This window comes from Marinobacter changyiensis (assembly GCF_009193265.1).
Taxonomy (GTDB): Bacteria; Pseudomonadota; Gammaproteobacteria; order Pseudomonadales; family Oleiphilaceae; genus Marinobacter; species Marinobacter changyiensis.
Window position 1 is genome coordinate 963,614 of record NZ_VZZZ01000001.1, and the last position, 26,344, is coordinate 989,957.

At 56.4% G+C, this 26,344-nt stretch carries 25 protein-coding genes; 10 read left to right on the forward strand and 15 right to left on the reverse strand.

Features of this window, described 5'->3' with window-relative positions:
- Window positions 1-54: 54 nt before the first annotated feature.
- The 3 genes from F6Y09_RS04625 to F6Y09_RS04635 all read left to right on the forward strand — a co-directional run bounded on the left by F6Y09_RS04625 (window position 55) and on the right by F6Y09_RS04635 (window position 4,059).
- On the forward strand, window positions 55-1,734 hold the full coding sequence (locus tag F6Y09_RS04625) for an AMP-binding protein (protein WP_152205716.1): 1,680 nt from the start codon (window positions 55-57) through the stop codon (window positions 1,732-1,734).
- Window positions 1,735-1,800: 66 nt separating this feature from the next.
- Window positions 1,801-2,838 (forward strand): histone deacetylase family protein, encoded by a 1,038-nt coding sequence (locus F6Y09_RS04630; protein WP_152205717.1) that lies wholly within the window; start codon window positions 1,801-1,803, stop codon window positions 2,836-2,838.
- Window positions 2,839-2,967: 129 nt separating this feature from the next.
- Window positions 2,968-4,059 carry an alpha/beta hydrolase gene (locus F6Y09_RS04635; protein ID WP_152205718.1) on the forward strand — a complete coding sequence of 364 codons (1,092 nt, stop codon included), beginning with the start codon at window positions 2,968-2,970 and terminating at the stop codon, window positions 4,057-4,059.
- Window positions 4,060-4,064: 5 nt separating this feature from the next.
- Here F6Y09_RS04635 and F6Y09_RS04640 read toward each other — a convergent pair whose 3' ends face one another.
- Both F6Y09_RS04640 and F6Y09_RS04645 read right to left on the reverse strand, forming a co-directional pair.
- A complete protein-coding gene (locus F6Y09_RS04640; RefSeq protein WP_152205719.1) occupies window positions 4,065-4,787 on the reverse strand; it encodes a DnaJ domain-containing protein in 723 nt (240 codons plus the stop codon).
- 46 nt (window positions 4,788-4,833) lie between these two features.
- Window positions 4,834-5,532, reverse strand: a complete 699-nt coding sequence (locus F6Y09_RS04645; protein ID WP_152205720.1) for a VWA domain-containing protein — start codon at window positions 5,530-5,532, stop codon at window positions 4,834-4,836.
- A gap of 342 nt (window positions 5,533-5,874) precedes the next feature.
- Between F6Y09_RS04645 and F6Y09_RS04650 the strand changes: the two genes are divergently transcribed.
- From F6Y09_RS04650 to F6Y09_RS04665, 4 genes are all read left to right on the forward strand, one after another.
- Window positions 5,875-6,744: a carbon-nitrogen hydrolase family protein gene (locus F6Y09_RS04650; protein ID WP_152205721.1), complete on the forward strand. Its 870-nt coding sequence runs from the start codon at window positions 5,875-5,877 to the stop codon at window positions 6,742-6,744.
- Window positions 6,745-6,789: 45 nt separating this feature from the next.
- Window positions 6,790-8,415, forward strand: a complete 1,626-nt coding sequence (locus tag F6Y09_RS04655) for a biotin carboxylase (protein WP_218944090.1) — start codon at window positions 6,790-6,792, stop codon at window positions 8,413-8,415.
- 68 nt (window positions 8,416-8,483) lie between these two features.
- Window positions 8,484-9,506: a C45 family autoproteolytic acyltransferase/hydrolase gene (locus tag F6Y09_RS04660; protein ID WP_218944091.1), complete on the forward strand. Its 1,023-nt coding sequence runs from the start codon at window positions 8,484-8,486 to the stop codon at window positions 9,504-9,506.
- A complete protein-coding gene (locus F6Y09_RS04665; protein WP_152205722.1) occupies window positions 9,503-12,292 on the forward strand; it encodes an aminotransferase class I/II-fold pyridoxal phosphate-dependent enzyme in 2,790 nt (929 codons plus the stop codon). The genes F6Y09_RS04660 and F6Y09_RS04665 overlap by 4 nt, the downstream gene beginning before the upstream one ends.
- A gap of 57 nt (window positions 12,293-12,349) precedes the next feature.
- Here F6Y09_RS04665 and F6Y09_RS04670 read toward each other — a convergent pair whose 3' ends face one another.
- The 3 genes from F6Y09_RS04670 to F6Y09_RS04680 all read right to left on the reverse strand — a co-directional run bounded on the left by F6Y09_RS04670 (window position 12,350) and on the right by F6Y09_RS04680 (window position 14,175).
- Window positions 12,350-12,988, reverse strand: a complete 639-nt coding sequence (locus F6Y09_RS04670) for an SDR family oxidoreductase (protein ID WP_152205723.1) — start codon at window positions 12,986-12,988, stop codon at window positions 12,350-12,352.
- A 212-nt stretch (window positions 12,989-13,200) separates the two neighbouring features.
- Window positions 13,201-13,380, reverse strand: coding sequence for a hypothetical protein (locus tag F6Y09_RS04675; RefSeq protein ID WP_152205724.1), 180 nt, complete (start codon window positions 13,378-13,380; stop codon window positions 13,201-13,203).
- A gap of 27 nt (window positions 13,381-13,407) precedes the next feature.
- Window positions 13,408-14,175 carry an ADP-ribosylglycohydrolase family protein gene (locus F6Y09_RS04680; RefSeq protein ID WP_152205725.1) on the reverse strand — a complete coding sequence of 256 codons (768 nt, stop codon included), beginning with the start codon at window positions 14,173-14,175 and terminating at the stop codon, window positions 13,408-13,410.
- A 728-nt stretch (window positions 14,176-14,903) separates the two neighbouring features.
- Between F6Y09_RS04680 and F6Y09_RS04685 the strand changes: the two genes are divergently transcribed.
- The gene (locus F6Y09_RS04685; RefSeq protein WP_152205726.1) at window positions 14,904-16,373 is read left to right on the forward strand and encodes an ice-binding family protein; all 1,470 of its coding nucleotides are present in this window, start codon (window positions 14,904-14,906) and stop codon (window positions 16,371-16,373) included.
- 59 nt (window positions 16,374-16,432) lie between these two features.
- On the opposite strand, the gene F6Y09_RS04690 is transcribed toward F6Y09_RS04685, so the two are convergent.
- Both F6Y09_RS04690 and F6Y09_RS04695 read right to left on the reverse strand, forming a co-directional pair.
- Window positions 16,433-17,797, reverse strand: coding sequence for a GGDEF domain-containing protein (locus F6Y09_RS04690; protein WP_152205727.1), 1,365 nt, complete (start codon window positions 17,795-17,797; stop codon window positions 16,433-16,435).
- A 127-nt stretch (window positions 17,798-17,924) separates the two neighbouring features.
- Window positions 17,925-18,890: a zinc-binding metallopeptidase family protein gene (locus tag F6Y09_RS04695; protein ID WP_152205728.1), complete on the reverse strand. Its 966-nt coding sequence runs from the start codon at window positions 18,888-18,890 to the stop codon at window positions 17,925-17,927.
- Between the two features lie 156 nt (window positions 18,891-19,046).
- Here F6Y09_RS04695 and F6Y09_RS04700 point away from each other — a divergent pair, with 156 nt between their 5' ends.
- Complete coding sequence (locus F6Y09_RS04700) at window positions 19,047-19,865, forward strand: DUF1206 domain-containing protein (RefSeq protein ID WP_152205729.1); 819 nt, start codon at window positions 19,047-19,049, stop codon at window positions 19,863-19,865.
- A gap of 89 nt (window positions 19,866-19,954) precedes the next feature.
- Here the strand turns inward: F6Y09_RS04700 and F6Y09_RS20285 are convergent, their stop codons facing one another.
- From F6Y09_RS20285 to F6Y09_RS04730, 6 genes are all read right to left on the reverse strand, one after another.
- Complete coding sequence (locus F6Y09_RS20285) at window positions 19,955-20,098, reverse strand: hypothetical protein (protein WP_218944092.1); 144 nt, start codon at window positions 20,096-20,098, stop codon at window positions 19,955-19,957.
- Window positions 20,099-20,205: 107 nt separating this feature from the next.
- On the reverse strand, window positions 20,206-20,394 hold the full coding sequence (locus F6Y09_RS04710; protein ID WP_152205730.1) for a hypothetical protein: 189 nt from the start codon (window positions 20,392-20,394) through the stop codon (window positions 20,206-20,208).
- Window positions 20,395-20,891: 497 nt separating this feature from the next.
- Entirely contained in the window at window positions 20,892-21,053 is a 162-nt protein-coding gene (locus tag F6Y09_RS20080; protein WP_179959335.1) for a hypothetical protein, read from the reverse strand.
- Window positions 21,054-21,336: 283 nt separating this feature from the next.
- On the reverse strand, window positions 21,337-21,525 hold the full coding sequence (locus tag F6Y09_RS04715; protein ID WP_152205731.1) for a hypothetical protein: 189 nt from the start codon (window positions 21,523-21,525) through the stop codon (window positions 21,337-21,339).
- Between the two features lie 201 nt (window positions 21,526-21,726).
- On the reverse strand, window positions 21,727-22,530 hold the full coding sequence (locus F6Y09_RS04725) for an alpha/beta fold hydrolase (RefSeq protein ID WP_152205732.1): 804 nt from the start codon (window positions 22,528-22,530) through the stop codon (window positions 21,727-21,729).
- A gap of 127 nt (window positions 22,531-22,657) precedes the next feature.
- A complete protein-coding gene (locus F6Y09_RS04730; protein WP_246180300.1) occupies window positions 22,658-23,611 on the reverse strand; it encodes a homocysteine S-methyltransferase family protein in 954 nt (317 codons plus the stop codon).
- A gap of 185 nt (window positions 23,612-23,796) precedes the next feature.
- On the opposite strand from F6Y09_RS04730, the gene F6Y09_RS04735 reads away from it, so the two are divergent.
- Window positions 23,797-25,629 (forward strand): tetratricopeptide repeat protein, encoded by a 1,833-nt coding sequence (locus tag F6Y09_RS04735; RefSeq protein ID WP_152205733.1) that lies wholly within the window; start codon window positions 23,797-23,799, stop codon window positions 25,627-25,629.
- An 11-nt stretch (window positions 25,630-25,640) separates the two neighbouring features.
- Here the strand turns inward: F6Y09_RS04735 and F6Y09_RS04740 are convergent, their stop codons facing one another.
- Both F6Y09_RS04740 and F6Y09_RS04745 read right to left on the reverse strand, forming a co-directional pair.
- Window positions 25,641-26,006 carry a YgjV family protein gene (locus F6Y09_RS04740; protein WP_152205734.1) on the reverse strand — a complete coding sequence of 122 codons (366 nt, stop codon included), beginning with the start codon at window positions 26,004-26,006 and terminating at the stop codon, window positions 25,641-25,643.
- Between the two features lie 45 nt (window positions 26,007-26,051).
- Window positions 26,052-26,261, reverse strand: a complete 210-nt coding sequence (locus F6Y09_RS04745) for an acetyltransferase (protein WP_152205735.1) — start codon at window positions 26,259-26,261, stop codon at window positions 26,052-26,054.
- Window positions 26,262-26,344: the final 83 nt, after the last annotated feature.

Sequence of the window (26,344 nt, forward strand, 5' to 3'; positions counted from 1 at the left end):
TGGTCGCACCGTACGGCCCGAGCACCAATAAAAACAACATTCAGGAGCACATCCATGGCGATCGACCCGCAGAAGAAAACTTCTCTGCACTGCCTTTACTATTGGGCAAAAAACGCCCCGGACAAGACCTACCTTACGCAACCGTTTCCCGACGGCCATGTGGAGACTCTGACCTGGCAACAGGCGGCAGACCAGGTTTCCCGGATGGCCGCCTACCTTAAATCACTGGAGCTGCCGGCACCCAGTAATATCGCGGTGCTGGGTAGGAACAGCGCGCACTGGATTCTGTCTGACCTGGCCATCTGGGCCGCAGGCCATGTGTCCGTGCCTCTGTACCCGACCCTGAACGGCGAAACTGCAGCCTACGTCCTGGAGCACAGCGATGCCAGGCTGCTGTTTCTGGGCAAGCTTGATGGTAAGGCCGATGGCTGGAATGACATCAAGAGCCATATTCCCGACGACCTGCCGATCATCTCCCTGCCCATGTCACCAAGGGACGACACGCCCACCTGGCAGGAGATTATCGCCAAAACCGCTCCGATTACGCCTGAAATGCCTGACCCGGACACCCTGGCGACGATTGTCTACACTTCCGGCAGTACCGGTCGCCCGAAGGGTGTTATGCACAGTTTCCGCACCATGATCTCCGTGGCGGACGGCCTGCAACAGTTGTTTCCGGTCGGGCCGGACGAGCGCATGCTCTCCTACCTGCCGCTGGCTCACGTGGCGGAGCGCGCCGCGGTTGAAACCCAATCCCTTTACTACGGCTTTGAGCTCTACTTTGCCAACTCCCTGGAGACTTTTCAGGAAGACCTTCAGCGCGCCCGGCCCACGCTGTTTTTCTCCGTGCCACGGTTATGGATGAAATTCTACCTCGCAATCAACCGTAAACTGTCTCCGAAAAAACAGAAAATCCTGTTCAACATTCCCATTCTCAACAAACTGGTCAAGAAAAAAGTGCTGAAACAGCTCGGTCTGGATCATTGTCGTGCCGCCCTCACCGGAGCGGCGCCGCTGGCACCTGAAATTATCGGCTGGTACCGCAATCTGGGTTTGGAGCTGCTGGAAGTTTACGGCATGTCGGAAAACTTCGGTTATTCCCACTGCAACCGACCCGGCTCTGCCAAAATAGGCACGGTCGGTATTCCCAACCCCGGCGTAGAGCACCGTATCAGCGCCACTGCCGAACTCGAAGTCAAAAGCCCTGGCCAGATGCTCGGCTATTACAGGAATGAAGAAAAGACCCGCGAGGACGTCACCGATGACGGTTTTCTCAGAACCGGTGACATGGGTGAGATCGATGGCAACGGCTTCCTTCGCATTACCGGCCGAGTGAAGGACCTCTTCAAGACCTCGAAAGGTAAATACGTGGTACCGGTGCCGATCGAAAACCGCTTCAACCATCCCAGAACGGAGGTCATTTGTGTTGCCGGAGCCAACCAGAGCCAACCCTGTGTGATGGCACTGCTGTCCGAGGATGCCCGCACCGAACTGGAGAACGGGGGCAGTCACAAAGCCCTGGAACAGGAACTGGAAGCCGAACTCGATAACGTCAATGCCAACACCGAGGCCCATGAAAAGCTCGCGTTTGTGGTGGTGGTGAAAGACCCCTGGACCATGGAAAACGGCATGCTGACACCGACCATGAAGATCAAACGCAACATCATCGAAAGCCACTATGCCAATAAAATGGACCAGTGGTATGCTCAAGGCAGGAAAGTGGTCTGGGAGTAAGGTTATTGAGGCTTTAAGTCAGTTGTGCCAAGGTGCGGTCATTCACTTTTCCGGACGGGCCATACTATGCTCACTGTCTTTTCACCCCTGCACAACCGCCGTACCGCCAAAACAGAGCTAGACGGCGGCATCCTGATCGAACCCCACGAAAAACCCTCCCGGGCAGAGACCATTCTGGCCCGGGTTATTCATCAGGACCTCGGTGATATCGTTGCCCCGGATGACTTCGGGCTGGAGCCGATTCTGCGGGTGCACACGCCGGAATATGTCGGCTTTCTCGAGCAGTGCTGGGATGACTGGGTGGCTGCAGACAAACCCGGCGAAGCGATTCCTGCGGTCTGGCCCGGCCGTGGCATGCGCCAACGGATCCCCAAGGATATCGATGGCCGTCTGGGTTATTTCAGCTTTGCGGCAGAAACGTCGATTACGGATGGCACCTGGGAGGCTGCCCGGGCATCAGCCAACGTGGCCCTGACCGCACAGAAACGGATCGCGCAGGGCGAGCGGGCGGTATTCGCCTTGTGTCGCCCACCAGGACATCACGCCGCCGCTGATCTGTTTGGCGGTTACTGTTTCTTCAACAATGCCGCCATTGCTGCCCAAGCCTTCCTGGATCAGGGCGCCAGACGTGTTGCCATTCTGGATGTGGATTTTCACCACGGCAATGGCACCCAAAGCATTTTTTATGATCGGGCAGATGTCCTGAATATCAGCCTTCATGGTGACCCTGACCTGGTCTTCCCCCACTTTCTGGGCTTCGAGGATGAAACCGGTAACGGCGTGGGAGAAGGCTTCAACCTCAACCTGGTATACCCGCCCGACACCCCGTTCAGCGTCTGGCGGGAGGGTCTGGAGACTGCCTGCGAGCGCATAGCGCACTATCAGCCTGATGCGCTGGTTATTCCCCTGGGCGTCGATACCTTTGAGGATGACCCGATCTCGTTCTTCAAATTCAAATCCGGTGATTACGTCACCCTCGGCGAACGCCTCGCCAGACTTGGGCTGCCAACCCTGTTTACCATGGAAGGTGGCTATGACGTGGAAGCCATCGGCATCAATGCGGTCAACGTGCTGGAAGGTTTTGAGCGCGCATCCTCAGGTTAGCAGTCATCAAAGCCGAACCCCGGCACCCCGACCCGGTATTCACGGGATTCTCCAGCACCGCAAGCCTGCCTGCGCTTTGTGCAAGCCGTGCTAAAGTGGGGAACAGTAATCGTCTCATAAGGGCTGCTCATGATTTTCGGAATTGCCTGGTTCGTAATGATGTGGTTTGGCCTGATCATGGTCGCAATGGTTGCTGCTGTGGTATTTATTCTGCACCGAAAGCACGATGCCGGGGATGACACCGAAACGAACACCCGCCAGCAACCCGATGAGGTCCGCCAACAAGTGCTTGAAAAAATTGAAGGTATGCATGCCGCTGCTGAAGGTCTCCGTGGCCGCGCTCGCGTAAAGGCATTGCGGCAATACATGGATAGCATGAGCGATGGGCTGGAACTGATCTCGGAAATCCGCGCCCCTGCGAGCGGGTCCCCCAAGGGGGAGTGGGTGATTGCGCCCGGAGCGAAACCTGAGCGCCGCATCCTCTACATCCATGGCGGCTCGTGGATTGCCGGCAGCCCCAAAAGCCATCGCGCCATTACTGACCGGTTGTCGCGGTTGGCCCAAGCTTGTGTATTTGCTATCGATTACCGGCTGATGCCCGAAAACCGCTACCTGGACGGCATCATCGACTGCCAGCGGGCTTACCGCTGGATACTCACCAACGGCCCGGACGGTGAGGCACCGGCCGACTTCCTGGTGGTCGCCGGAGACTCTGCGGGCGGCAGCCACACCCTGGGGCTGATTGCCTGGATACGTGACCAGGACCTGCCACCACCGAGCGCCGCTATCGCCCTGTCACCTTCCACCGAGCTGATGCTGACTTCCCTGGGCAGTCGTGCCAATCTGAAAACCGATGCCATGCTGGGACCCGCCGTTAAAAAATTGGCCCGGGTACCCCTCCCATTCCTTTGGTGGGGAACTGTTCTGGGCTTTCGGGTGTTACCCACCAGTCCGATGGCATCGCCTCTGCGCGGAAAGCTACACGGTCTTCCGCCCACACTGATTCACGTCAGTGAATCGGAATTGCTGCTGGAAAACGCCCAGCGGTATGTGGAGAAAGCACAGGCTGCCGGCTCGCCGGTGGAAGTAAGAACCTGGCCGGACATGGTGCATGTGTGGCATCTGTTTACGCCACTATTGCCGGAGGCGGAAGAGGCGTTCGAGCATATCGGGGAGTTTCTGGCGCGAGTGGAAGCGGAAGCGGAAGCGGAATCAGTGTAGAGGAATCAGCTCAGCAGGCGCTCTTTGGCCTCATTAACTCGGGCGGCCAGGTAGTTACTACCGCCCCGGTCCGGGTGCATTTTCTGCATCATCCGGCGGTGAGCACGGATGATCTCTTCCCGGCTGGCGCCGGGCTCCAGCCCCAGGATATCCAAGGCTTCACTGTCGGTTAGCGGGCCGTCGGCATTGGCACGACCTTTGGGTTCCTCGCCGTCATCGCCAGCCTGATCGTCAGCGCGCCAGGAGTCTCCGAAGCGGCGGTCGAGGTAGGTTTCCAGCAGCCGGGCAGAATCCTCGTCCTGCTCGCGACAGTATTGTAACAGCTCGATAAATTCACTCTCGCCCAGATCCGCCAGCGCCCGCCCGGCCATAGGGCCTTTCAGGATCTTGCCGCTCATGATTCCGGAATCATGGTCCAGGGTCATATCGAGGATATCACTGGAAACATGGGATTGGTTGCCCGCTTTGGCCTTTGCTTCCCCCCGTCCTGCCCCCGCCATGCGGCCCATCAAAAGAGATGGCAGCACCCGGCGCAGCAGCGGGAAAAGAAACGCCAACAACACAAACAGAAGGTGCAATCGGCCGGTAAGGGCCAGAACGACCACCATCGCGATACCGGCAATCAACACCAGCTTGATGATGGCCGGCTTGCGCTGGCTGGGCGGCTGGTTGCGCAGCCAGACCCACGCAACTACCGACATGACGATAACCAGAAGCGTTAATGGCACTCACATACTCCGGACTCATCGGCCCATCGATTGATCGAAACGAGCGCTACCTGATCTGTCGGGTCAGGCGCTTGACTTCCGGGGAGCTGCGGCTGGAAAAGTCCTGCAAAGCCTTGACTCCCCCGGAAGCATAGACCGCAACTGCGGCCATAAGATCCTTCAGCACCTGCGGGCTGTTGCGATCAAAGGGGGCATAGGCGCCCCCCGACAGTTTGCTCACCTGCTGGAACACCGCCCTGGCATGGGCATCGGCGCCTTCATGGAACATAAACACCGGGGTTCGCAGCATGCCCAGTTCCCCGGCGATATGACAGAGCTCGTCCACCGGTTCCTCGCAACAATCCCCGATAAACACCACGGCCTTGACCGCCTTTGCGCGGGTTTCTTTCATGGCGTGTGCCAACAGCCGGCTGATCTGGGTGCGGCCGCCCAGGCAAGAGACGCCGTTCATAAGGTTCAGCAGCTGGCCGGTCTCGGTGACAAACCCCGTCGCCTTGAATTCGCGAAAGCCCCGGTAGTAACAAAGCTGAATGGCCAGACCGCCCAAATCCCTGGTCGCCAAAAACAATTCACTCTGTAAGTGGCAAGCCTGATCCCAGGTAGCCTCCCGGCTCGCGGTGGCATCAAGGGCGAAAATCAGCCGGCCCTGCCCACCACCACCCTGTTTGGGCAGCTTGCGGACCTGATGGATAAACTGGTCGATTGACTGTTTATCGGATTTGGCGCGTAGCTCTTTGTCGGACATAAGCGTCTAAAACCGTCTGGGTTGGCCAAACTATCACTACAATCCTAGGGCAAAGACAGCGCAATTCACAGGCCCGAAAAGGGAGCGCAGCCTTCATTGTATTCAAGGGCCGTGGTTTTTTGCTATTCCGCTTGACCTCGGCCCTGATCCGGCAAATGTCCAATTTGAAAAGATACCGGTTTCCTCCCGGCGAGTATTTGTCGCATCGGCTTCGACAGACGCCGGCATTTGTCCTAGGATGGATTAAACTGGTGTAGTGCAATCGATCCAGCATGAAGTGGCCTTTCTATTTTTCTTGATAAAGGCTCCCATGGTTTATGTACCGCTTTACAGAGGAATGCAATGTCCTATTTCACAATTGCAGGGGTCCAGATGCATGCCCCGCATCACGGTGATAACACCGAAGCCATGCGCCACCGGATTGATCTGCTGATGGCCCGCTTTCCGCAGGTGCAAATGGTGATGTTCAGTGAGCTCGTGGTCGCCGGCTCTTCCACACATCACGCTGAACCGCTGCCCAGCGAAAAGGAAAACAAGTTCTGCGAAATGGCGCGGCAACACGGCATCTGGTTGATACCTGGTTCTATGTTCGAGCGCCTGAACGACAAGGTTTACAACACCCTGAGCGTAATAAATCCTCAGGGTCACGTGGTCTGCCGCTATCGTAAGATGTTTCCATTCCGCCCCTACGAACAGGGTGTGGAAGCCGGCACCGAGTTTGTGGTCTTTGATGTTCCGGAGGTAGGCCGGTTCGGGGTGTCCATTTGCTATGACATGTGGTTTCCCGAGACCACCCGCACACTTGCCTCCATGGGTGCAGAGGTCATCCTGCACCCCACCATGACGGACACTATCGACCGTGACATCGAGCTCTCGATCGCCCGCACGAGTGCCGCAGTCAACCAGTGCTTTTTCTTCGATTTCAACGGAGCCGGCGCCATGGGGAACGGTCGTTCGATTGTGGCTGGGCCCTCAGGGGATGTTATTCACCAATCCGGTATCGGTGATGAAGTCGTGCCCATCGAGATTGACATACAGCGGGTTCGTCGTGAAAGGGAACGAGGTCTCAGGGGGCTCGGTCAGCCCCTGAAGAGCTTCCGGGACCGGGAGGTCGACTTTACACTTTACCGGCATCCCAATAGTTCGACCCCGTTTCTTGATAGCCTGGGGCCATTGGAAAAGCCCGTTCGAGATGATCTGACCGGTTCTTGATAGCGCGGCACGATGATCTGACGCAGCCAGCGCGGAGAGCAAGATATGATTCGGGGACTGCTCAATATGCTCCGTCAGCGCGTCGCCGACTGGCTGTTACCGGAGACCAACGACGACCCGGTGCCCACCACAACAACAATCGATGCCGAGCGCAAAAGTGTTTCGCAAGCCCGGCAAGTCAGGTCCAGAAGAGGAGTGAAAGGAATGGCCACAATAAAAAGCATTTCCGATATCCGCCGTTATTTCCACAACAACAAGGAGCCGGTTTATTTTATCTCCGCAACCAATTTCAACCTGTTGGGCATCGGAGACTGGGTGGGCAATTTCCGCCATATTAATTACATCAACTGTTTCGACGACAAGCAGAAGAATGTTTTCGTACCAAAGGAGAAATTCCCTCGCGACTTTGAGAGCATCGAGGACATCAATAACTACCTTCTCGAGCACAAAGAGGTCATCGATTACCTGCAGTCCCGGGGCGGCAAGGGTACCGTGGCTTTTCTCATGTTTGATGAGCGCACCGAAGAGATCTGCGATCAGCTCGGGCTGAAGATCGCTTTCCCGCCGGCAAAGCTGCGCTCACGGATGGACAACAAGATCGAGACGGTGCGAATAGGCAACAAGGTCGGCGTACCCAGTGTGCCCAACGTGCTGACCAAAGTTGACAGCTACGCCCATCTGTTGGAGGTCAGCGAGCCGCTGGGCACCAACGATCTGGTCATACAGTCTGCTTACGGGGATTCTGGCCACACCACCTTCTTCGTCTCGAGCGAGGACGAGTATTACAAGTACGCTGAAGAAATTGAGGCGGAGCCCGAAGTCAAAATCATGAAGCGCATCAACTGCCGTGGTTCCGCCATTGAAGCCTGCACTACCCGTTGCGGGACCGTGGTGGGGCCGCTGATGACTGAACTGGTGGGATTCAAGGCGCTGACTCCCTATAAGGGCGGCTGGTGTGGCAATGAAATGTTTGCTGGCGCCTTCTCCCAGGAAGTTCGTGACAGGGCCCGCGAGTACACGTTCAAATACGGGGAAGCTCTGCGGGAAGAGGGCTATCGCGGTTATTTTGAACTGGATTTCCTGATCGATTCGGATTCGAACGAAGTTTACCTCGGTGAACTCAATCCGCGGGTAACCGGTGCCAGCTCCCTTACCAATGTCGCGGCGTTCGCCCATTCCGACGTTCCATTGTTTCTTTTCCATCTGCTGGAGTTTTCGGGAGAAGATTTCGACTTTGATATCGAGGAACTCAATGAACGCTGGTCCCACCCTGACAGCATTGACAGCTGGAGCCAGCTTGTCATCAAGCATACGGACGAATCCATCGACCTGCTGACCGAAGCCCCTCAGTCAGGCGTATGGAGAATGGCCGATGATGGCAGCATCCGGTTCGACCACTACAGCTACCATCCCCATGCTGCAGAGAGCGAACAGGAAGCCTTTTTCATGCGGATCAGTGGCAAGGGCGACTTCAGGTACGAAGGCGCGGACCTGGGAATTCTGATTACCAAGGGGCGCCTGATGGATGATGACTTCCAACTGACCGCCAGGGCTCAGGCATGGATTGACGGCATTCGAGGTCAGTTCAAAGGCCAGTCCCTGCAGGATCCTGTCGTCGAATCCATCGCTGTCGATCACGCCATTGGCGGCGGCAATTTCAAGATTCTGTGATCAATGAGACCGATACGGCGGTGGATGCCTCCACCCTTCCTCGTCCCGGGATTGGTGGAGGTCTGACTTTGACAGACCAGAAGCAACTGACTTTCAGGGCGGTCAGTGAGCCGGTGCCCGGAGAGAAATGGCGCAGTATTTTTGATCTCCACTGGCCCGCCTTTGAGCGCTGGTACCTGTCTGAAACCGAACGCGAACGCCCCAGTTATCTGGCCTGTTTCAATGCCTTCAGTATGCACATGCCAGAACTCGTGCCCACCTACAGAAGGCTGTGCGAACTGGCTGGAGGCGGGGATCTGTCATCGCGCATGCTCAGCCTGTACCGCCCGCCTCCGTATATCACCGGTTGCTCCCAGGCGGTCATGGCCAACGGCCAGAGCAATGTTCTGGTCAGAAACTACGATTATCCGCCCGAACTCTGCGAAGGCACCATTCTCTCAACCTGCTGGAATGGCCGGCGGGTGATTGCCATGTCCGACTGTCTCTGGGGGGTGCTGGATGGCATGAATGACGGCGGGCTTGCGCTTTCTCTGGCTTTTGGGGGTCGCAAGACGGTGGGGGATGGGTTCGGAGCTCCGGTCATTCTGCGCTACATTCTCGAGTTCTGTGACACCACTGAGGAGGCAGCCCGGGTTCTGGCCAGGGTTCCGACTCATATGGCCTACAACATAACCGTGAGCGATGCCCGTGGACACTACATCACGGCAATGATTGGTCCGGACCGGGAAGCTGCCATCAAGCGTATTCCGATGGCGACCAATCACCAGAAAAAAATTGAATGGTATGCCCATGCGCTGGCGTCTGAAACTCTGATTCGGGAACGCCAACTGGCCATTCTTCTGGATGATGAGGAAACCACGGAAGAACGTCTGATTTCATCCTTTTTTTCGCCGCCGCTGTTTCGCAGCGACTATCGGCGCGGCCTGGGCACTATCTACACGGCGGTCTACCACCCAGCGGAGGGTCGTGCGCAATATTGCTGGCCGGGCCACTCGCTGGAGCTCTCGTTTGATCATTTTGTAGAGGGCAGCGTGGACATCCGTTACACCAGTCATCCGGACGTCTTGGGACAAGGGGTAGATAAAACATGAGTGAAACAACCGAATCGGAAGCCGCCTACAGTGCCCTGGGGTTTTATCACAAGATTTCCCAGTTACGGGCTGACACCTGGAACGCGCTGAAGCGGGACCTGGGGAGCCTGGTGAAAGCCAAGGGCGAAAGTGAGGTCCGGAACCTGGTCAAATCGGTGGACGTAAAGCTGACCCGGCTGGAAATCATCGAGGATTATCATGCCTTCCCCTCAAAAGAGGATTTCCACCATATCTGGTCTCTGTTCGATGCCGGGGAATATGCCGCCCTTGAAAAAGTTGTACGGCGTCTGGTACGTGCCCTGATCAGTGAATCCTACCGCCGCCGTCACGTGGATCTCAGTGGCGGTGATGCCGAGTCTGAGGACCTCGAAGCCCTTGATGCCCTGAACCAGTTACGAAGGGGGCATCCGGCCTCAAACAGCGCGGCACAGCCGTATTTCGAACTCCTGATTGTTGACGCCATGTCACGTCAGGAGGAGGAAGTGGTACGGGAAGCTTTCCACAGTCTGCGCCGGCCGGAAGATAAGTTCATTTATGACGTGGTCACGGTCAGAAGCTTTGAAGACGCTCTCATTGCGATTCTGGTCAACCCCAATATTCAGGCCTGTCTGATACGATATGAGTTCCCGTACAAATCGAAATACAATCTCAGCGTCCTGAGGAACTATCTGGAGGGACTGTCAGAGGTGGAGCTGGGCGCCAAGACCGAGGCAGAACGAAGTCTTCTTCTGGGCTCGATGATCAGCGAGATTCGCCCGGAAATCGACCAGTTCCTGGTGACAAGCGGCGATGTAGAGATGACCGCCAGTCGCGACATCCGACATTTCAACCGGATCTTTTACCGGGAGACTGATTATATCGAGCAGCATCACACGATTCTCCGGGCCGTAGACAACCGTTACCGGACCCCGTTCTTCGATGCCCTCAGAGAATACAGCCGCAAGCCCACCGGCGTTTTTCATGCCATGCCCATTTCCAGAGGCAAGTCGGTGACCCGCTCCCACTGGGCCGGTCAAATGATCGACTTTTACGGCATCAACATATTTCTTGCCGAAACCTCCGCCACATCCGGTGGTCTGGACTCCCTTCTTCAGCCCTACGGCCCGATAAAGAAAGCTCAGGAGTATGCAGCGCGGGCTTTTGGTTCACGCCAGAGCTTTTTCGTGACAAACGGCACCTCGACGGCGAACAAGATCGTGGTCCAGTCGCTGATTAAGCCTGGGGACATCGTGCTGGTTGACCGGGACTGCCACAAGTCCCATCACTATGGCATGGTCCTGTCTGGCGCTCACGTGGTCTATCTCGACTCCTATCCCCTGAATGACTATTCCATGTACGGGGCGGTTCCCCTGAAAGAAATAAAAAAGGCCCTGCTTGAACTCAAGCGCAACGGCCAGCTTCACAGAGTGAAGATGCTGCTGCTCACCAACTGCACTTTCGATGGCATTGTGTACAACGTCCGCCGGGTCATGGAAGAGTGCCTTGCCATCAAACCGGACCTGGTATTCCTCTGGGACGAGGCCTGGTTTGCCTTTGCCACTTTCAATCCGACCTACCGTCCGCGTACTGCAATGCATGCGGCCCGCACGCTGCGGGACCGTTATTACAGCGAGGCCTATCGGGAAGAATATGCACAGTGGAAAGTGAATTTCGATCAGCTTGACCCGGAGGATGACGCCACCTGGCTCGATCATCCGCTGTTGCCGGATCCTGATCAGGTACGGGTGCGGACCTATGCCACGCATTCCACACACAAGACCCTGACCTCCCTGCGCCAGGGGTCCATGATTCATGTCTACGATCAAGAATTCCGGCAGAAGAATGAAGCGGCTTTTCACGAAGCCTATATGACCCACACCTCCACATCACCCAATTACCAGATTCTGGCGTCCCTGGACGTTGGACGGATGCAAGCCGAGATGGAAGGGTTTGAACTGGTCCATGCCCAGGTGGAGGCGGCGCTCTCAGTCCGTGAACATCTCTACACCAATCCCCTGCTGCAGAAATATTTCCAGGTCCTGACTAACCGGGACATGATTCCCGCGGAGTACCGCCAGTCCGGAATAGAAACCTTTTACGATCCGGTCACTGGCTGGAACAAAATGGAGGAAGCCTGGGCCCACGACGAATTCGTGGTCGACCCAAGTCGGATCACCATGGCCATCGGCCGCACCGGGATTGACGGAGACACCTTCAAGAACGAATACCTGATGAACCAGTATGGCATCCAGATCAACAAAACCTCCCGTAACACGGTGCTGTTTATGACCAATATCGGGACCAGCCGGGGCTCGATTGCCTATCTGCTGGATGTTCTGATCAAGCTCGCCAAGAGTTTCAACCGGCGTTGGGATGAAAGCAGTCGCCCCGAGCGCAAGATAATTGAGCACCATGTCCACTCCCTGACGAAAGAGCTGCCGCCACTTCCTGATTTCAGCCGTTTTCATGACGCATTCAGGCCCCGAAAAGATTCCAGGGAAGGGGATATCCGGCGGGCCTTCTTCCTGTGCTACGACGAGGAGAACACCGAATATCTGAGGTTCGATAACAGGTCCCTCCAGAAAATCATGGCGCAAGGCAGGGACGTTGTGTCTGCCAGTTTCGTGATTCCCTATCCTCCGGGCTTTCCGGTGCTGGTGCCCGGGCAGGTCATCAGTGAGGGGATACTCGATTTCCTGATGGCGCTGGATGTTACCGAGATTCACGGCTATCGCCCCGAGCTCGGTTTGGCGGTGTTTACGGAAGCGGCTCTTGAGGAGACGGACCAGTCCGGATCCACCAACTGAACGCAATGAGTGCGCTGGCCTCCCCCCTGCCTGGGCAGCTTGCGGACCTGGTGGAGGTTACAGTTTTGCCAGCGCCTCAGGCACCGGCGTGTCACCGGATACCACATCAAACACGCGGTTAGTGGTGGTATCCGACTCCAGCACTGCCAGCAGCACGCGGGCAACGTCCTGCCGGGGGATCTTGCCGAAGCCCTCCAGCCTCGCGTTCACCGCAACCTTGCCCGAGCCTTCATCATTGGTCAGCTGGCCCGGGCGAACAATGGTGTAATTCAGGCCGCTGTTTTTCAGGTGCTCATCGGCGTTGTGCTTGGCCTGAAGGTAATGTCGGAGTTTTTCCGGCCCCTTTTCAGGCTCCTCGGCATGCATACTGCTCACCATGATAAAACGCTTGATGCCCATGGCCCTGGCGGTATCTATTAATCGGATAGCCCCGTCCTGATCCACATCGATGGTTTTATCCGGCCCGGTATGAGGGCCTGAGCCAGCGGCAAAAATGACCGCATCGCAGCCTTTCATCGCTTCACTACAGTCCTGCTCCAAATCGCCCAGCACGGTTTCCGTAGCGCCCATCTGCTGCAATTCCGGACCCTGATCCAGGTGCCGGATCATGGCTCGTGCCTCATGATCGCTGTCTGCCATCTCCCGCAACAGGTGTTGCCCGATTTGCCCGTTGGCTCCCGCAATGAACACATGCATGATCGATCTCCTGCTTAGTTATTTGGCGTAACCATCTACAAAAACCCCACCCTGTAGGAGCGGTTTCAACCGCGATCCCAACCATCGGCGACCGCCTCATTCGCGACTGAAGTCGCTGCTTGCATAGCTGAGTGCACTGTACGCACCATTCAAGTCACCGGAGACACGCTTTAACCTTTAGCACGTCTTAACTTGGAGCGCGCCCAGCGGCCTCATATAAAGTAATGCCGAAGCAGTTGCAGCACAACAACCAGCGCCATCAGCGGTATGATCCAGCGCGTAATATTGCCGTAGTCCCGGGCTTCTCCTTTGGGGGCATATTTTTCGACCAACGGAATAATGATGATCAAAGCCAGAAAAAGCACAGCGAGAATCGTCAGCAGGGTGCCCATGGTCAAAATCTCCGAATAGTTGGATGCCTAACCGAATCGCTGGCAGAAATCTTCCGTGATTTTCCGGAGATCCGGTGTTAGCCGCTCCATTACCTCGGTCCTGATGGCCTCCGGTACCCCGCCGTAGAAAGCTTCGGCAATCCCGCCGGCAATGCAGGCCTGGGTATCGGCGTCACCGCCCAGGGACACTGCGTTCCGTATCGCATCTTCATAACTGTCGGAATCCAGAAATGCGATCAGCGCTTCGGGAACCGACCCCTGACACGACACATCAAAGGAATAATCCGGACGGATATCCTCTACGCTTCGGGCCAGATCATAGCCAAACATCTGGCTGATCCGTGACCGGATCTGTTCCTTGTCCGCTCCGACCCGAGCCAGGAAGATAGCCAGCGCAGTGGCCTGGGCGCCCTTGATGCCTTCCAGGTGGTTATGTGAAATTTCCGCGCTCTCGCGGGCTTCCCGCAGCACATCAGCTTCCAGGTCAAACGCAAAACCGACCGGGCTCACACGCATCGCAGAACCATTACCCCAACTATTGTAGGGTTGTGGCTCAGCCGAGCGCAGCCAGCTGATGAATGTTCCACCGTAGCCCGCCCCGGGGTAGCGCCGGCCAAATTCCCAAATCGCCTCCCGATAAGGTCGCCCGGTAACAACTGCATCTGCAACCGCCACAGTCAGCACCGAGTCGTCCGTAAAGGTAGAACGCGGACTGAAGAGCGGAAAGTTCTTACTTTTTGTAGGGTTAGCCTCGTAAACCGAACCTATGATGTCGCCCGCAATGGCACCGATCATGACAAGCCTCCTCATTGTCAGCGCCACTACCCGTTTTCCGGGCACTGGGCTGATCTGAAATTGCTGTACTCTAAGGTTACCGATTCAGGGGTGTTATTGGGAATAGGCACTTTCAAAACCACTTTTATACTTATTAATGCGTATTATCGTTTTCAATTCGCAATAAAATAAAACAATAAACAAGTAAAACCATAAGACGCGCCATCAACTGACATGAGCATTTATACTACATGACTACTTACGCTGATTTATCAGACCAAACAGTTCCCATCAGACAGGCTTTTGTAAAATGCTGTCAAATAATAAGCATCAATACATGACTTCACACTGTTCAGGCTTGCTGATTCGAAACTAAAGCAGGATTCTCGGTTTTTCTTTTCTGGATATATATCTTTACGAAGATCTTCCTTCTTAAAACTGAACTTTAACTACATCACAATGAAAACGTTGGAAATTATAATCTCCACCGCCTGATAACCTTAATTTAATATATTTATTTATGTATATTTAATAGATATAAATAGCTAATAAAAAATATTAAGAATATAACTGCTCGTGACTGAACACACCCTCAGCCGCTCCAAATTTAATAAAAGCACACTCAGGAAAAATTCCTTTTTATAAAAGGAATTTGCGCAAGCGCATGAGCGCCCCGGAGGGGGTGTACCTAACCCCTTCCCTATCCAGCTACATAAAATATGGCTGGAACCAAGAAGTAGGAAACAATCATGAATTCGATTCAAAAACATACAAAATCGTTGATAGCGATTTTTATTATGGTGCTAGTAGCATCTATCTCTGCCTGTGGCGGTGGGAATAGCAGCAATAGCAGTGACAACAGCTCAACTACTTCGACTGATAGTGGGTTAAGCGTCACGGCTACCGGCCCAGCTTCTGATGCTGTCGGCGTAGGCACCAACAGTGCCGTCACCGCTACCTTCAGTGAAGCGATGAACGCTGATACGTTCAATACCACCAGCTTTACCGTAGGTGCAGACGGCGAAATGCCGATGCCGGGTACCGTTAAACTGGATGCTGCAACCAACACTGGCATCTTCCAGACCAGCGGCGGCGATTTCACAGCCAGCACCGAATATACAGCTACCATCACCACTGCGGTGAAATCTGTGAATGGCAAGGCATTGGCCAGCAACTATGAATGGAGCTTTACTACCGGCGCTGGTGCCGATATCGATCCACCTACGGTTACCTCCCGCGATCCGGCTCCCACGGACTCCGGCGTTGCGATCAACCGGAATATTTCCGCCAGCTTCAGCGAAGCGATGCATGTGCCGAGCATTAACAGCTCAACCTTTAAGGTGACGGATGCCAATGACAAGCTGGTCACAGGCACGGTAGAAGTTGTTGGCACCACCGCCATATTCGATCCTGCGAATGACCTTACCGTCAACGCCACATATACCGCCACCCTCACTACCGGCGTTACGGATCTTGCCGGAAATGCCCTGGCTGAAAGCAGTTGGAAATTCACAACCGGCACCAGTACAGCCCAAGGCCCGGCTCCGGTTACACTTGGTACCGCAGGTAATTACGTGATTCTGGCGAAAACCGCCATTTCCACCACTGGCGTCACTGACATTACTGGCGACATTGCACTCAGCCCCGCTGCAGAAAGCTTCATCACTGGCTTCTCCCTGGTGCGTGACGCAACCGGTACCTTCGCTAAATCGAGCATTGTGACCGGCGAAATCTTCGCGGCCGACATGACAGCACCGACACCGTCAAAGCTCACCACTGCCATCAGTGATATGGAAACCGCCTACACTGACGCCGCCGGACGCTCAAATCCTGACACCACGGAACTCGGTGCCGGCAACATCAGTGGGCTGACGCTCGAGCCGGGCCTTTACAAATGGAGCAGCGATCTGCTGATTGCAACGGACGTAGTTCTGGAAGGTAGCGCAGATGATGTGTGGATTCTGCAAATCGCCGGTAAGCTTACCGTGAGCAACGACGTTACAGTCAACCTCGTTGGCGGCGCAATGGCGAAGAATGTGTTCTGGCAGGTGGCGGGTAACACCACCTTCGGTACTACTAGCAACGTCAGTGGTGTATTCCTCAGCAAAACCCTGATCGACATCCAGACCGGAGCCACTCTCAACGGCCAGGCTCTCGCTCAGACGGCGGTCACCCTGGACGCGAATGCGGTTACGGAACCGGCCGAACCGGTCCAGTAAAACCATCAGCACGTAAGCCTTTAAAAAAAGAAAGGACCCTTCGGGGTCCTTTATTGGTTTCAGGCGCTGGTCACAGGTTCAGCCAGATCCGGCTTTTGCTGGTCAGGCTGAATCCGGGAAAAGCTGTGAACCTGATTCCGCCCGTTTTTCTTTGCCCGGTACATGGCCTGATCGGCGTGCATCAGTAGCTGATCGGGTGTCTTTCCATCCTGAGGATAACGCGCGATACCGATGCTGCCCGACACTCGGGAAGCGCCACCGCCAAAATCAAAGGGTTTCGCCAGTTCACTGATAATTCCGCGGGCAAGCTGCTCTATCTGCGCGAGGTCGCCTATATCCAGCAGGATGACGGTGAACTCGTCACCACTGAGCCGGGCAACCGTGTCTTCCTCACGCACACTGCCAAGAAGGCGTTTGGAGGCCTGCTTCAAGAGCTGGTCGCCGGCTTCATGGCCCAGTGTGTCATTGACCTCCTTAAAGTTATCGAGGTCAACGAACAGCAGCGCGAAAGGTGCGCCGGTGCGTTCAGAATGCCGGGTTTGCTGGTCCAGCCGGTCCCGGAACAGTCTCCTGTTGGGCAGATCGGTGAGCAGGTCATAGTTGGCATGTCGCCAGATCTCCGCCTCGGCCTTGCGTCGCTCGGTAATATCCCGGGCCGCTCCGGCAATGGCTTCAACCAAGCCGCTGGCATCCATTACGGGTGAATAGATATATTCATACCAGCGTTTTTCTGATCCGGTCCCTGCCGTGACTTCCCCACGAAGAGTTTTCTTCATTTCTATGACGGTTTCGAACTGGCTGGGCAGGTCGTTATCCTGCTCGGGCCACATGTCAGCCACGGCAACGCCCGCGAGTTGATTCACAGGCCTGCCCAGCAGCACGGCGGTGGCGATGTTTGCGAACACAACGCGGCCGCTGAGGTCGACAAGGTAAGCGGGATCGGGAGACCCCGACAGCATGGAAAGGAAACTCCGCTCCTGCTTTTCCTTCTCTTCGGTAAAGCTCTCAATCGATCCAAGAAGCGCCTGATCAATGGCCCGGTCAAACAGCACCAATTCTCCTAAACTCGAAGGTCTTAGATCGAAAGCATCCTGGGTCCACAGTTCAACTACGCTGCTGCGCAAAGCAAAGAATTCGCCCGCAAGTTCGACAATATCGAGGCCTAACTGGCGGCGTTCCTGCCCGTGATAGCGGGAAGATATGCTGGCTTCGTCAAGGTTCGGGGTTTTTGCTCCCCGGTCATCACGTTGGCGCTCTGACTGGTACTGGTCCATTTCATGAACGATTGAGAGCAACATGGCTTTGGCGTGATCGCGGCGCTCAACTTTTGAAGCGGATTTGTCATGTAAGAGGTCTTTGGCATTATCTTCCCAAACCTGAAGAACTGCCTCCATATTGACCGAGATCCATTCTGATAAGCGCATGCATTCATACTCTATTAATTAAGGAACCGACGGATCAGATGAGACCAGCCCACACCGACCAAGAACAATTAAATTTACGTGGTGGCAGAAATCGCAAAATCCGGCGCTCGAAAACGCCTGCGGGTCATTAAAGTCCCTGCGAGCCCCGACGCAGCCAGTCATGGACGAAGGCAAGCTTACGCCGCGCCGTGTCTGACAGGGCGAACGGATAAAGATCCGACAACCCCATAGAGCGGTTGATGTGGTTCACCCCGACTGCGAGAGACGCCGCGATATGAATCAGGCGGTGGGCGTCTGGCTCCGAGTAAGGGTCCCAACCCGGGCCCGGCATATCTGGTGACGACAACCCTGCCGCCACGAAGCTGTCCGTGATATCTGTCAGATGCAGCAGGTGGGCGGCGGTTTCGGCCCAGTCTTCATGGGGGTGCGCAGACGCATAGGTGGTCAGGTAATACTGGCGCCAATCAGCCCCGGGGCCTTGCTTGTAGTGGCGCTGGAGTGCAGCGGCGTAATCCGCACGCTCATCGCCGAACATCGCCCGGAAGGTATCCAGAAAATCCTGGCGCAGACTCAACCGCCACCAGAGCATATGGGAGATTTCGTGTCGCATGTGGCCGATCATGGTGCGGTAAGGCTCATCCAGCGCCTGACGACGGGTTATGCTCAGTACCGGGTCCGCCTCCGCTACGCTGATGGTCACTACGCCCGCGGCGTGCCCCATGAAAACTGGCGTCGGGCCCTCGGCGAGCATATGGAAAACCGGCCGCGCGCCGGGGTCCTCTGGCCGAAACCAGTGCCAGCGCCCAAGATTGTCGATCGCCCAGCGTTTGGCAGCCTCGGTCTTGGCCCAGTTCGGGAAAGCTCCGGGTATGGACGGGTCCGGGGCCAGCGCGGTCATGGCGCAGGATCGGCAGAAGGCACCCTGCTCAGGCGCAATCCAGTTACACCCGATCACCTCACGGTTGGCGCAAAAAGGTGGCATCGGCAGAAAAGCACGGGCCTGGGGGTCATAGGCGACGGGGGTTCCATCGGCGGTAGCGAGGTTATCGAACCAGAGTGAACCTGAACCGACAGGATTGGCAAATACACGCATAGAACAGCCCTCCAGAAGAGCAACGAGCAAAGGGCAGTTAAAGTGCACACGAGATTGTGCTCATGCCTGGACTTTGTCAAGTTTTGTAACTACCGTCCCCAGCCACACAAAGCGTTATTATATTGATAAAGCGCAATGATTAATCAGGAGAAAGCTATGGCTAAGGACACACCAGCGACTGATCAGTACGAAGCGCTCTCACTGTTTGCGCGAGCCGGCTACGCGGCGCGAGGTATTGTGTATCTGTTAATCGGGGGCCTGGCCGCGTTAGCTGCGTTTGGTCAAGGTGGACAGACCGAGGGCAGCCAGGGCGCACTGGAACGGTTGTTGATTGCACCGGGGGGCACTGTGTTGCTGGGTGCCATGGCTTTTGGCCTGCTAGGCTACGCCACCTGGCGCACTATCCAGGCTGTGAAAGATACCGACCACCACGGCTTGGGCGCCAAGGGCATTGCCATCCGGACTGGTTTGCTGGTGAGTGCGGTCATCCATGTTTTACTGGCCGTTTTTGCGGTCAATCTGATTTTCCATTTTGCCGCATCCTCCGGAAGCTCCGGTGGCGGATCGCAAGGCATGGCCACCTGGCTGATGAAGCTGCCCTACGGGCCGTGGATAGTCGGTGCCGTCGGCCTGACCTTCATAGGTGCCGGCATCGCCCACGCCGTCAAAGGCTGGAAGTCACAATTTGATCGTCACTTCAACATGCCCACCAAAACCCAGCAATGGGCCTACCCTATTTGCCGCTTTGGCCTCGCGACCCGTGGCCTGGTCTTTGTGCTTGTCGGTAGCTTCTTTATTATCGCCGCCTACCAGTTCAACCCCGACGAAGCAGGCGGCCTTGCCGAAGTTTTCAGCACCCTTCGCAGCCAGATGTTCGGCAAATGGTTGCTGGCCTTCGTTGCGACAGGTTTGTTCGCATTCGGGCTCTATAGCCTGCTGGAAGCGCTTTATCGCCGGGTTAACCCGGCGTCATGACCGGGTTTTATTAGCACCGAGCCTCATGCAAGTGCCCCTCCACGTACTTGTGGAGAATACCCTGATGTTGATACGGACATCTTTCTTGATCAAGGCTTCCGCACGTTGCTGATGCCGTGCTTTTCGCTGTTCAAAATCCGGTGCTCGCTGGCATTCACCCGCATCGAACGGAGACGTGAAACGGTTTCAATGTCCCGAAGTTTCACCGTCACCATCACTGAGCCTCCATTCATGGAGAAGACCACTTAAACATTAACCGGGAACCCGTTCTTTCAAAAACCGCACTACCCCTTCCCCCAGGGCTTCACCCTGGTCTTCCTGTAAGACATGGGCACCAGTTTTAATAGTGACGTGCTCCAGTTCCCGGGGCACCGGGGGTGAATTTCTGGAAGTACTTGTCCGCACCTCTGGTGACGAGGTGTGAGTCGTTGGAGGCGGTCAGGAAAGGGTTTTGCCATTGGCCCAGGACTTTCCAGGCTTTGCGGTTGGGCTCAGCGGTGACGTCCAGTTCCTGGAGGGCTGGCTTCATCCAGATTACTCCAGCCATTTACTCATTTTCGCCCTGGCCTCAGAGATAGTGACACTATAGTGTTACTTTTCGGGTGAAGTTTAGCCCCGAACACGGCTCCCGTGCGGTGGCACTTTGAAGTCGGCCTGCGCCGTCATTCCAATCCGGTCAATGAAGGAACCCAGTTGGCTACCGTGCTGATGACCACAGCTCCGGTAGCGTTGGCGACGCCGGACTTCAAACTGTTTCGCGGAATGAGGACACCCCTGAAGACGGCTTCTTCGAGTAGCGAGGCGAGGCGCCGCCGCGCTGATCCCTCATCTTTATAAGGCCTGCCATCACCGGTGACAAAATCGCAGCGAAGCGAAGAGTTTGTCACCCGGTGCATGGCCTGACTGGTTAACGATCCTCATGCAGGCAACCTTCGACATCGGCACCGATCCGGATCAGGCCAGGACAGCCCTGGAGGAAGGGTCTGCCACTCGCCCCCTGGGCGCGCGGCTTGGGTACCAAACTCATCAGCTACCTTTCAGGTTAATCTGCTTCGAACCTGCAGAGGTAATTTGCCCACTTTTACCTTTGACTACGTATTCAACAGCCCCGCCAGACTTTAAAAAAGCAGCAGTTTGCTCCTCAATTGTGGCGGTAGTGACTGCATCTTTTTCGGGTTTCTTGCTCATTATATTCTCCCAGTTAAATGTTGGCTTATCGCCAACTTCTGTGATCCATAATATCTGAAATAGGAAAATATTGTTGGAGTGAATAATGAAGTTAGATTTTCACTATCACCATCACGAAAATAATTCTCTGCAAAGACTCCGTCACTAAAGCGCTGCAAGATCAGTGTGTGTAACGTGTGCTGCCTGAGCCAGAGATTTTCTGACAGCATTGTTTCTACTACTCGCCCTTACACTCCCTGTTTTAACGCCCGGCTCATGCGGCGGGTTTTGTCAGGCATGCCGCTCAGATAACGGATTCCGAAAATTGCGTAAACACCTCCTCCCCGGTCATGGTCGGCGTATCATTTACGAACGCATAGCAGTCCGGCTTCTGATCGATAAATATCTGGCTGTTCATTATGAAGCCAGCGTCATTCTCGAATAGCCCGGGTGTAAGAACGTATTCATCGGTGGGGAGCAGGCGATAGAACAAGTGTGTTCCGCAGGTTGAGCAGAACCCAACACTCAGTGAACCATCTGTCTCCAGGACAAAGGGTCCGATTGCCGGAGATGCACAGGAAAACCACCAGCACCACGTAAGTCAGCACACCCACAATCAGCGTGCGAACCAGGCTTGACCACCCGCCGAAAAAGATCTGTTCCACGTTGCTCTCCCTTTGCAGAACAAGGATTATCAGGCTTCGACCTCCGCCAGGAACCTTGCAATCTCCGAATTCACGACCTCCGGATGGGTGATCGGCCCCATATGGCCAAGGCCGGGAAATTCCGCCACGCGAACCAACGGGAGCACGGGGATCAGGATACGGGCGACGGCATGGGCAGACTCCGGCGACTGCTCGCCCAACATGTACAGAATGGGGATGTTGAGCGCTGCAAACGCTTCCACGGGCGTGGCTTCGGTGATCAACGCATGTGCCCAGCGGCGGACGTTGACGGTCGAACCGGCGATGGCGGGTTTTCGCTGAGAGGGGGTGGCCTGCCAGCTTCCTTTTCCCATCCAGTAATCGATGAAATGTTCAGCCGCACTATCGCGGTCGCCTGCGTCAAGAGCAGCGCTGGACGCCGCTACCGCGCCGCGAATGCCGTCTGCGCCATTAGGTGGTGGAGTATGGGCATCAACGACAGCGAAAAGTGTGGGCTCGTAGAGCGCAAGCGCTCGGATCCGATCTGGATCGGCAAGCGCTGCCATCAGGGCAACCGCAGCGCCGTAGGAGTGCCCGATCAGGGTAAGAGGTGAGCCCGCTTGCGCCATCACGGGCTCAATGAATTCAACCTCATTCTGTAAGGTGATTTCCCGGTCCGAGGTCCAGTCCACGCTTCTTCCGGAGCCGTAAGAGTCCGGCGCAAAAACGTGATGGGTGGCCTCCAACACCTCCATGAGGTCACGCCACTGGGAGGAACTGGCGGCGTTGGAATGAATGCAGACCACACCGGGTCCGGATCCGGCTTCACGTACGAAAGGTTGCAGGGTGGGCATATGGCACCTCGAACAACGAAAAAATCGTTAGCACTCTTCAACTAAATCTGCTCAGCGTAAATCTGCATATCAGCGCAACTCAGCGAAGACGGCCGCCGGAGCGGCCGCGCTTCAGGTGCTAGTAACCTCAAGCTTCGATCACACAGTGCTCACAGACCTGTTCAATGTGGCGGTGGTCCGTGCCGCAGCAGCCGCCCAGAACCGTGAGCCACGGCAGCAACGCGCGCAGCTCCGCGTATTCCCGCCCCAGTTCGACCGGATCACCGGCGTCCAGATTTTCAGCGTTATCGAGTTCGGCGTGGCTGCGCCTGGAGGCATTGGCACGTACTGCAAGGATGCGCCGCAGCCAAGGCTCACCACTGGCCAATGCCTTGGTGAAGTGGGTAGGGTGGGCACAATTGATCATATAATAAGCTGGCCCGTTACCGGTAGCCTTATCCACGGCCTCGATGGCTGTGCGCAGGGATACTCCGGTAGGCAGGCGGCCATCAGTCTCCACAGTGAACGAGAGGCATAAGGGTATGCCAGCCGCGTTGGCGGCCCGGGAAATGCCAATGGCTTCGGGCACGTTAGTGATGGTCATGGCCGTGATCATGTCGGCCGCGCTGTTGGCAAAGGTGTTCACCTGCAGGCTGTGGTAAGTCTGGGCTTCTTCTTCGCTCATGATCTCTGCCGGGTTGTAGCCGTCGCCCCGGGGGCCGATGCAACCGCTGATGACAACGGGCATCTCCGCGCTCTGGCAGACGGCACGCACCTCTTCGAGCAACCAGATTGCGTCGGCATTGGCTTTGGTGAGAGCCTCGGTGGAGTAGCCCAGCTTCGCGCCCCAGTCCGGGCTTGCCCGCCAGGTGGGCGCTTCCAGTATAAAGCCGGTCTGGCCGGCACGGGCAATGCTGGCGTAGCGCAGGAAATACCGGCGCAGGTGGTCGCGGCCTGCTTTGTCCGCCAGCAGCGTGAACGCTGCAAAATGGGGGATATCAATGCCATCGTGGAAGATCAGTGTAGTTTCCAGGCCGCCGTCAGTCAGGAAAAGCTGGCCCTGCGTTTGGGGCAGTTTGCTGCGGTACTTGGTCATCATCATGTCCCTTCTTGTTTAAAGTGAGCGAGAAGTTGCCCGGAGCAAACGGGTTGCTCGACCGGTTCCTCACTACTGAAGGCGTGAGAGATGCACTTACATCGTGAGACGAGTAAAATTGATCAACAGGCACACGGTTCTCAGACATGGGACTGAGCCGTTGGGTGCCTCTGGCCAGGTAGGGCACGCACATGGCTGCAAGAAACCCGACGCTTATCCTCATGCCCTGCACCACCAGCGGGTTAGCTGAGGAGCAGATCTTCGCCCAAGGCTTTAACGATGACCTGCAGGTCGAGCTTGCGCGCTTCGGCTCGCTGGATCTGGTGTGTTGGCAGGCGACGGCAAAGCAGGAATCGCCTCCGGTGGAACGCCCTGAGGCTGATCAGAATGGCAGGGCCTTCGTGCTGCGGACCGCATTGCGGCGAACAGACGCCAGCTTGCGCATCACCGCTGGTCTCACCGACGCCCAGAGCGACCGCCACGTTTGGAGCCACCGCTATGAAGCACCCACGGCCAAGCTCTATGCCATTGAGGACAGCATCGTCGCGCAGACTGCCGTGGCCCTCGCCGCCCGTCTCGAGGACGCGGTGCTGCTGGAATCCCGCAGCAAAGCCATTGAAAATCTTGAGGCCTACGAGCTCTGGATACGCGGCAAATCCCTGCTGCTGAAGGGCACCGCCGAGGACGACGCTGAGGCCCGCATCCTGCTTGAACGGGCGGTGGCGCTCGACCCCCACTTCGCCAGAGCCTATGGCGGCCTGTCGCTGTCCTGGTTCAATGAGTGGACCTGTCAGTTCTGGCACGCCTTTGACGCCAATGGCGAGAAAGCCTACAAATTCGCCCACCAAGCCCTTGACCTGGACGACACCGACCCGCTCCTGCACGTGGTGATTGGTCGGATACTGCTCCACCGCCGCGACTTCGACCAGGCTGCCTGGTACGTGGACCGGGCGTTGGCGCTCTCGCCCAACCACCCCGATTGCCTGATTCAGCTGGCGCTTTGCCACGCCTTATTGGGCAACCACGAAAGCAGCATTCAATGCGCAGAAAGAGCATTCCGGTTGCATCCTTTCCATCCCCAATGGTATTCCGCCTACGCCTGCGTGCCGTACCTGCTCGCCCGGCGTATCGATGAAGCTATCGAGTTTGCCAGGAACGGCATCGACGTGCCCGTGGTGGACCTTCCAGCCGGGCTCGCCGCCTGTTACGCCCTGAAAGGACAAATGCAAGAGGCGAGGGTCTGGTACGACAAGTTCGAGGTACTGTTTCGTGCCAAGATCACCGGTGGTCGGGAAGCGCGTCCGGGGGAAGCGATTGACTGGCTGCTGGCGGTTAACCCGTTACGCCAGCCCGAAGACATCACCTTCATTCGTGAGGCATTGGGCCGTGTTGACACCCACCCGGCTTCGACCCTGCCCGCCGCTGATCTGGCAAGCCCGGCAACCCCGCCACCCGCCAAGGAGTCTGCCATCCTTCGCCAGGGGTCAGGATGGCTGCTGCGATTCAATGGCCAGACCGTGCTACTCCCAGACATGAAAGGCCTGCAGGACATCGTGGTATTGATCGGAAACGCGGGTACCAGCATTCACTGTTTCGACCTCTCGGGCCACGTCAGAAATGAGAACCGGGATGACGGGGTACTGGACGACAAAGCCCGGGAGGCCTACAAGGCCCGCATCCGCGAATTGCAGGAAGAACTGGCCGGCGCCGAAGATGATAATGACCTCGGCCGCGTCGAGCAGATACAGACGGAACTCGATACCCTGCTTGAGGCGCTCTCCGACGCATTGGGGCTCGGCGGCCGCAGCCGTCGCCTCGGCAGCATGGCGGAGCGGGCCCGGACCACCGTCACCTGGCGAATCCGCTACGCCATCCGTAAAGTCGAGGCTGTACACGCCCCGCTAGGACGCCACCTGCGAAAGGCCATCCGCACCGGCCTGTACTGCACCTATGAACCCGAGACTCCGGTGAAATGGCGGCTGTTCCGCAAAATTGGCTCATCCGAGACGGCTTTGAGCGAGTGAAAAACACCCGACTATGAGCCGGGCTCCTTCAGATTTTCAAAGGCTTCCGGGTAGCGGCGCTTCATCCGGGTGAGCCGGTAGATAGTGATGAAGCTGGTGACCACCACCAGGTTCACAGCCAGTACCGCCAGCATCACCAGCCAATTGCCAAGGTAGCGACGGGCCAGAATGATACGGCCAATCACCAGCAGGCTCAGGACGGCCGCCGTCCAGCTGCCGAACAGGGCAAACTGCAGCGCAAAGGCCACGTTTGCAGAAATCAGCAGCCCCATCAGGCGGTCATCCCGCTTGCTGGCAAAGCCGACAAGGCAGAACCCCAGTGCAATCAGGCTGACGAGCTGGCCCGCCATGTCGGTATAGCTCATCCCCTCAAGCATGACGAACCATCAGGGACAGCAGAGAATGGTTGCGAAAAGCCCGGATCACCGTCTGCGATAATCCGGATCGGTCCAGCAAAGCGGCAGGGATTCCCCTGACGGGAAGTTCAGACCGGCTTTTTCGAAAGCCTCCGGATCCTGGGCCTCCTCACCGAAGTGCAGGCTGCCTTTGACCGTGGATTTATTGGGATCAAACAGCGCCTTGATGTCCAACACCTCGATCATATGACCGGTCGATTTTTCGGCGAGAAACATATATCCCTCCCGGATTTCCCTGATGGTAAATGAAACGATCCAACTCGCGAACCCAAGCTTCCTCAAGTTGAGTGTATTCACTT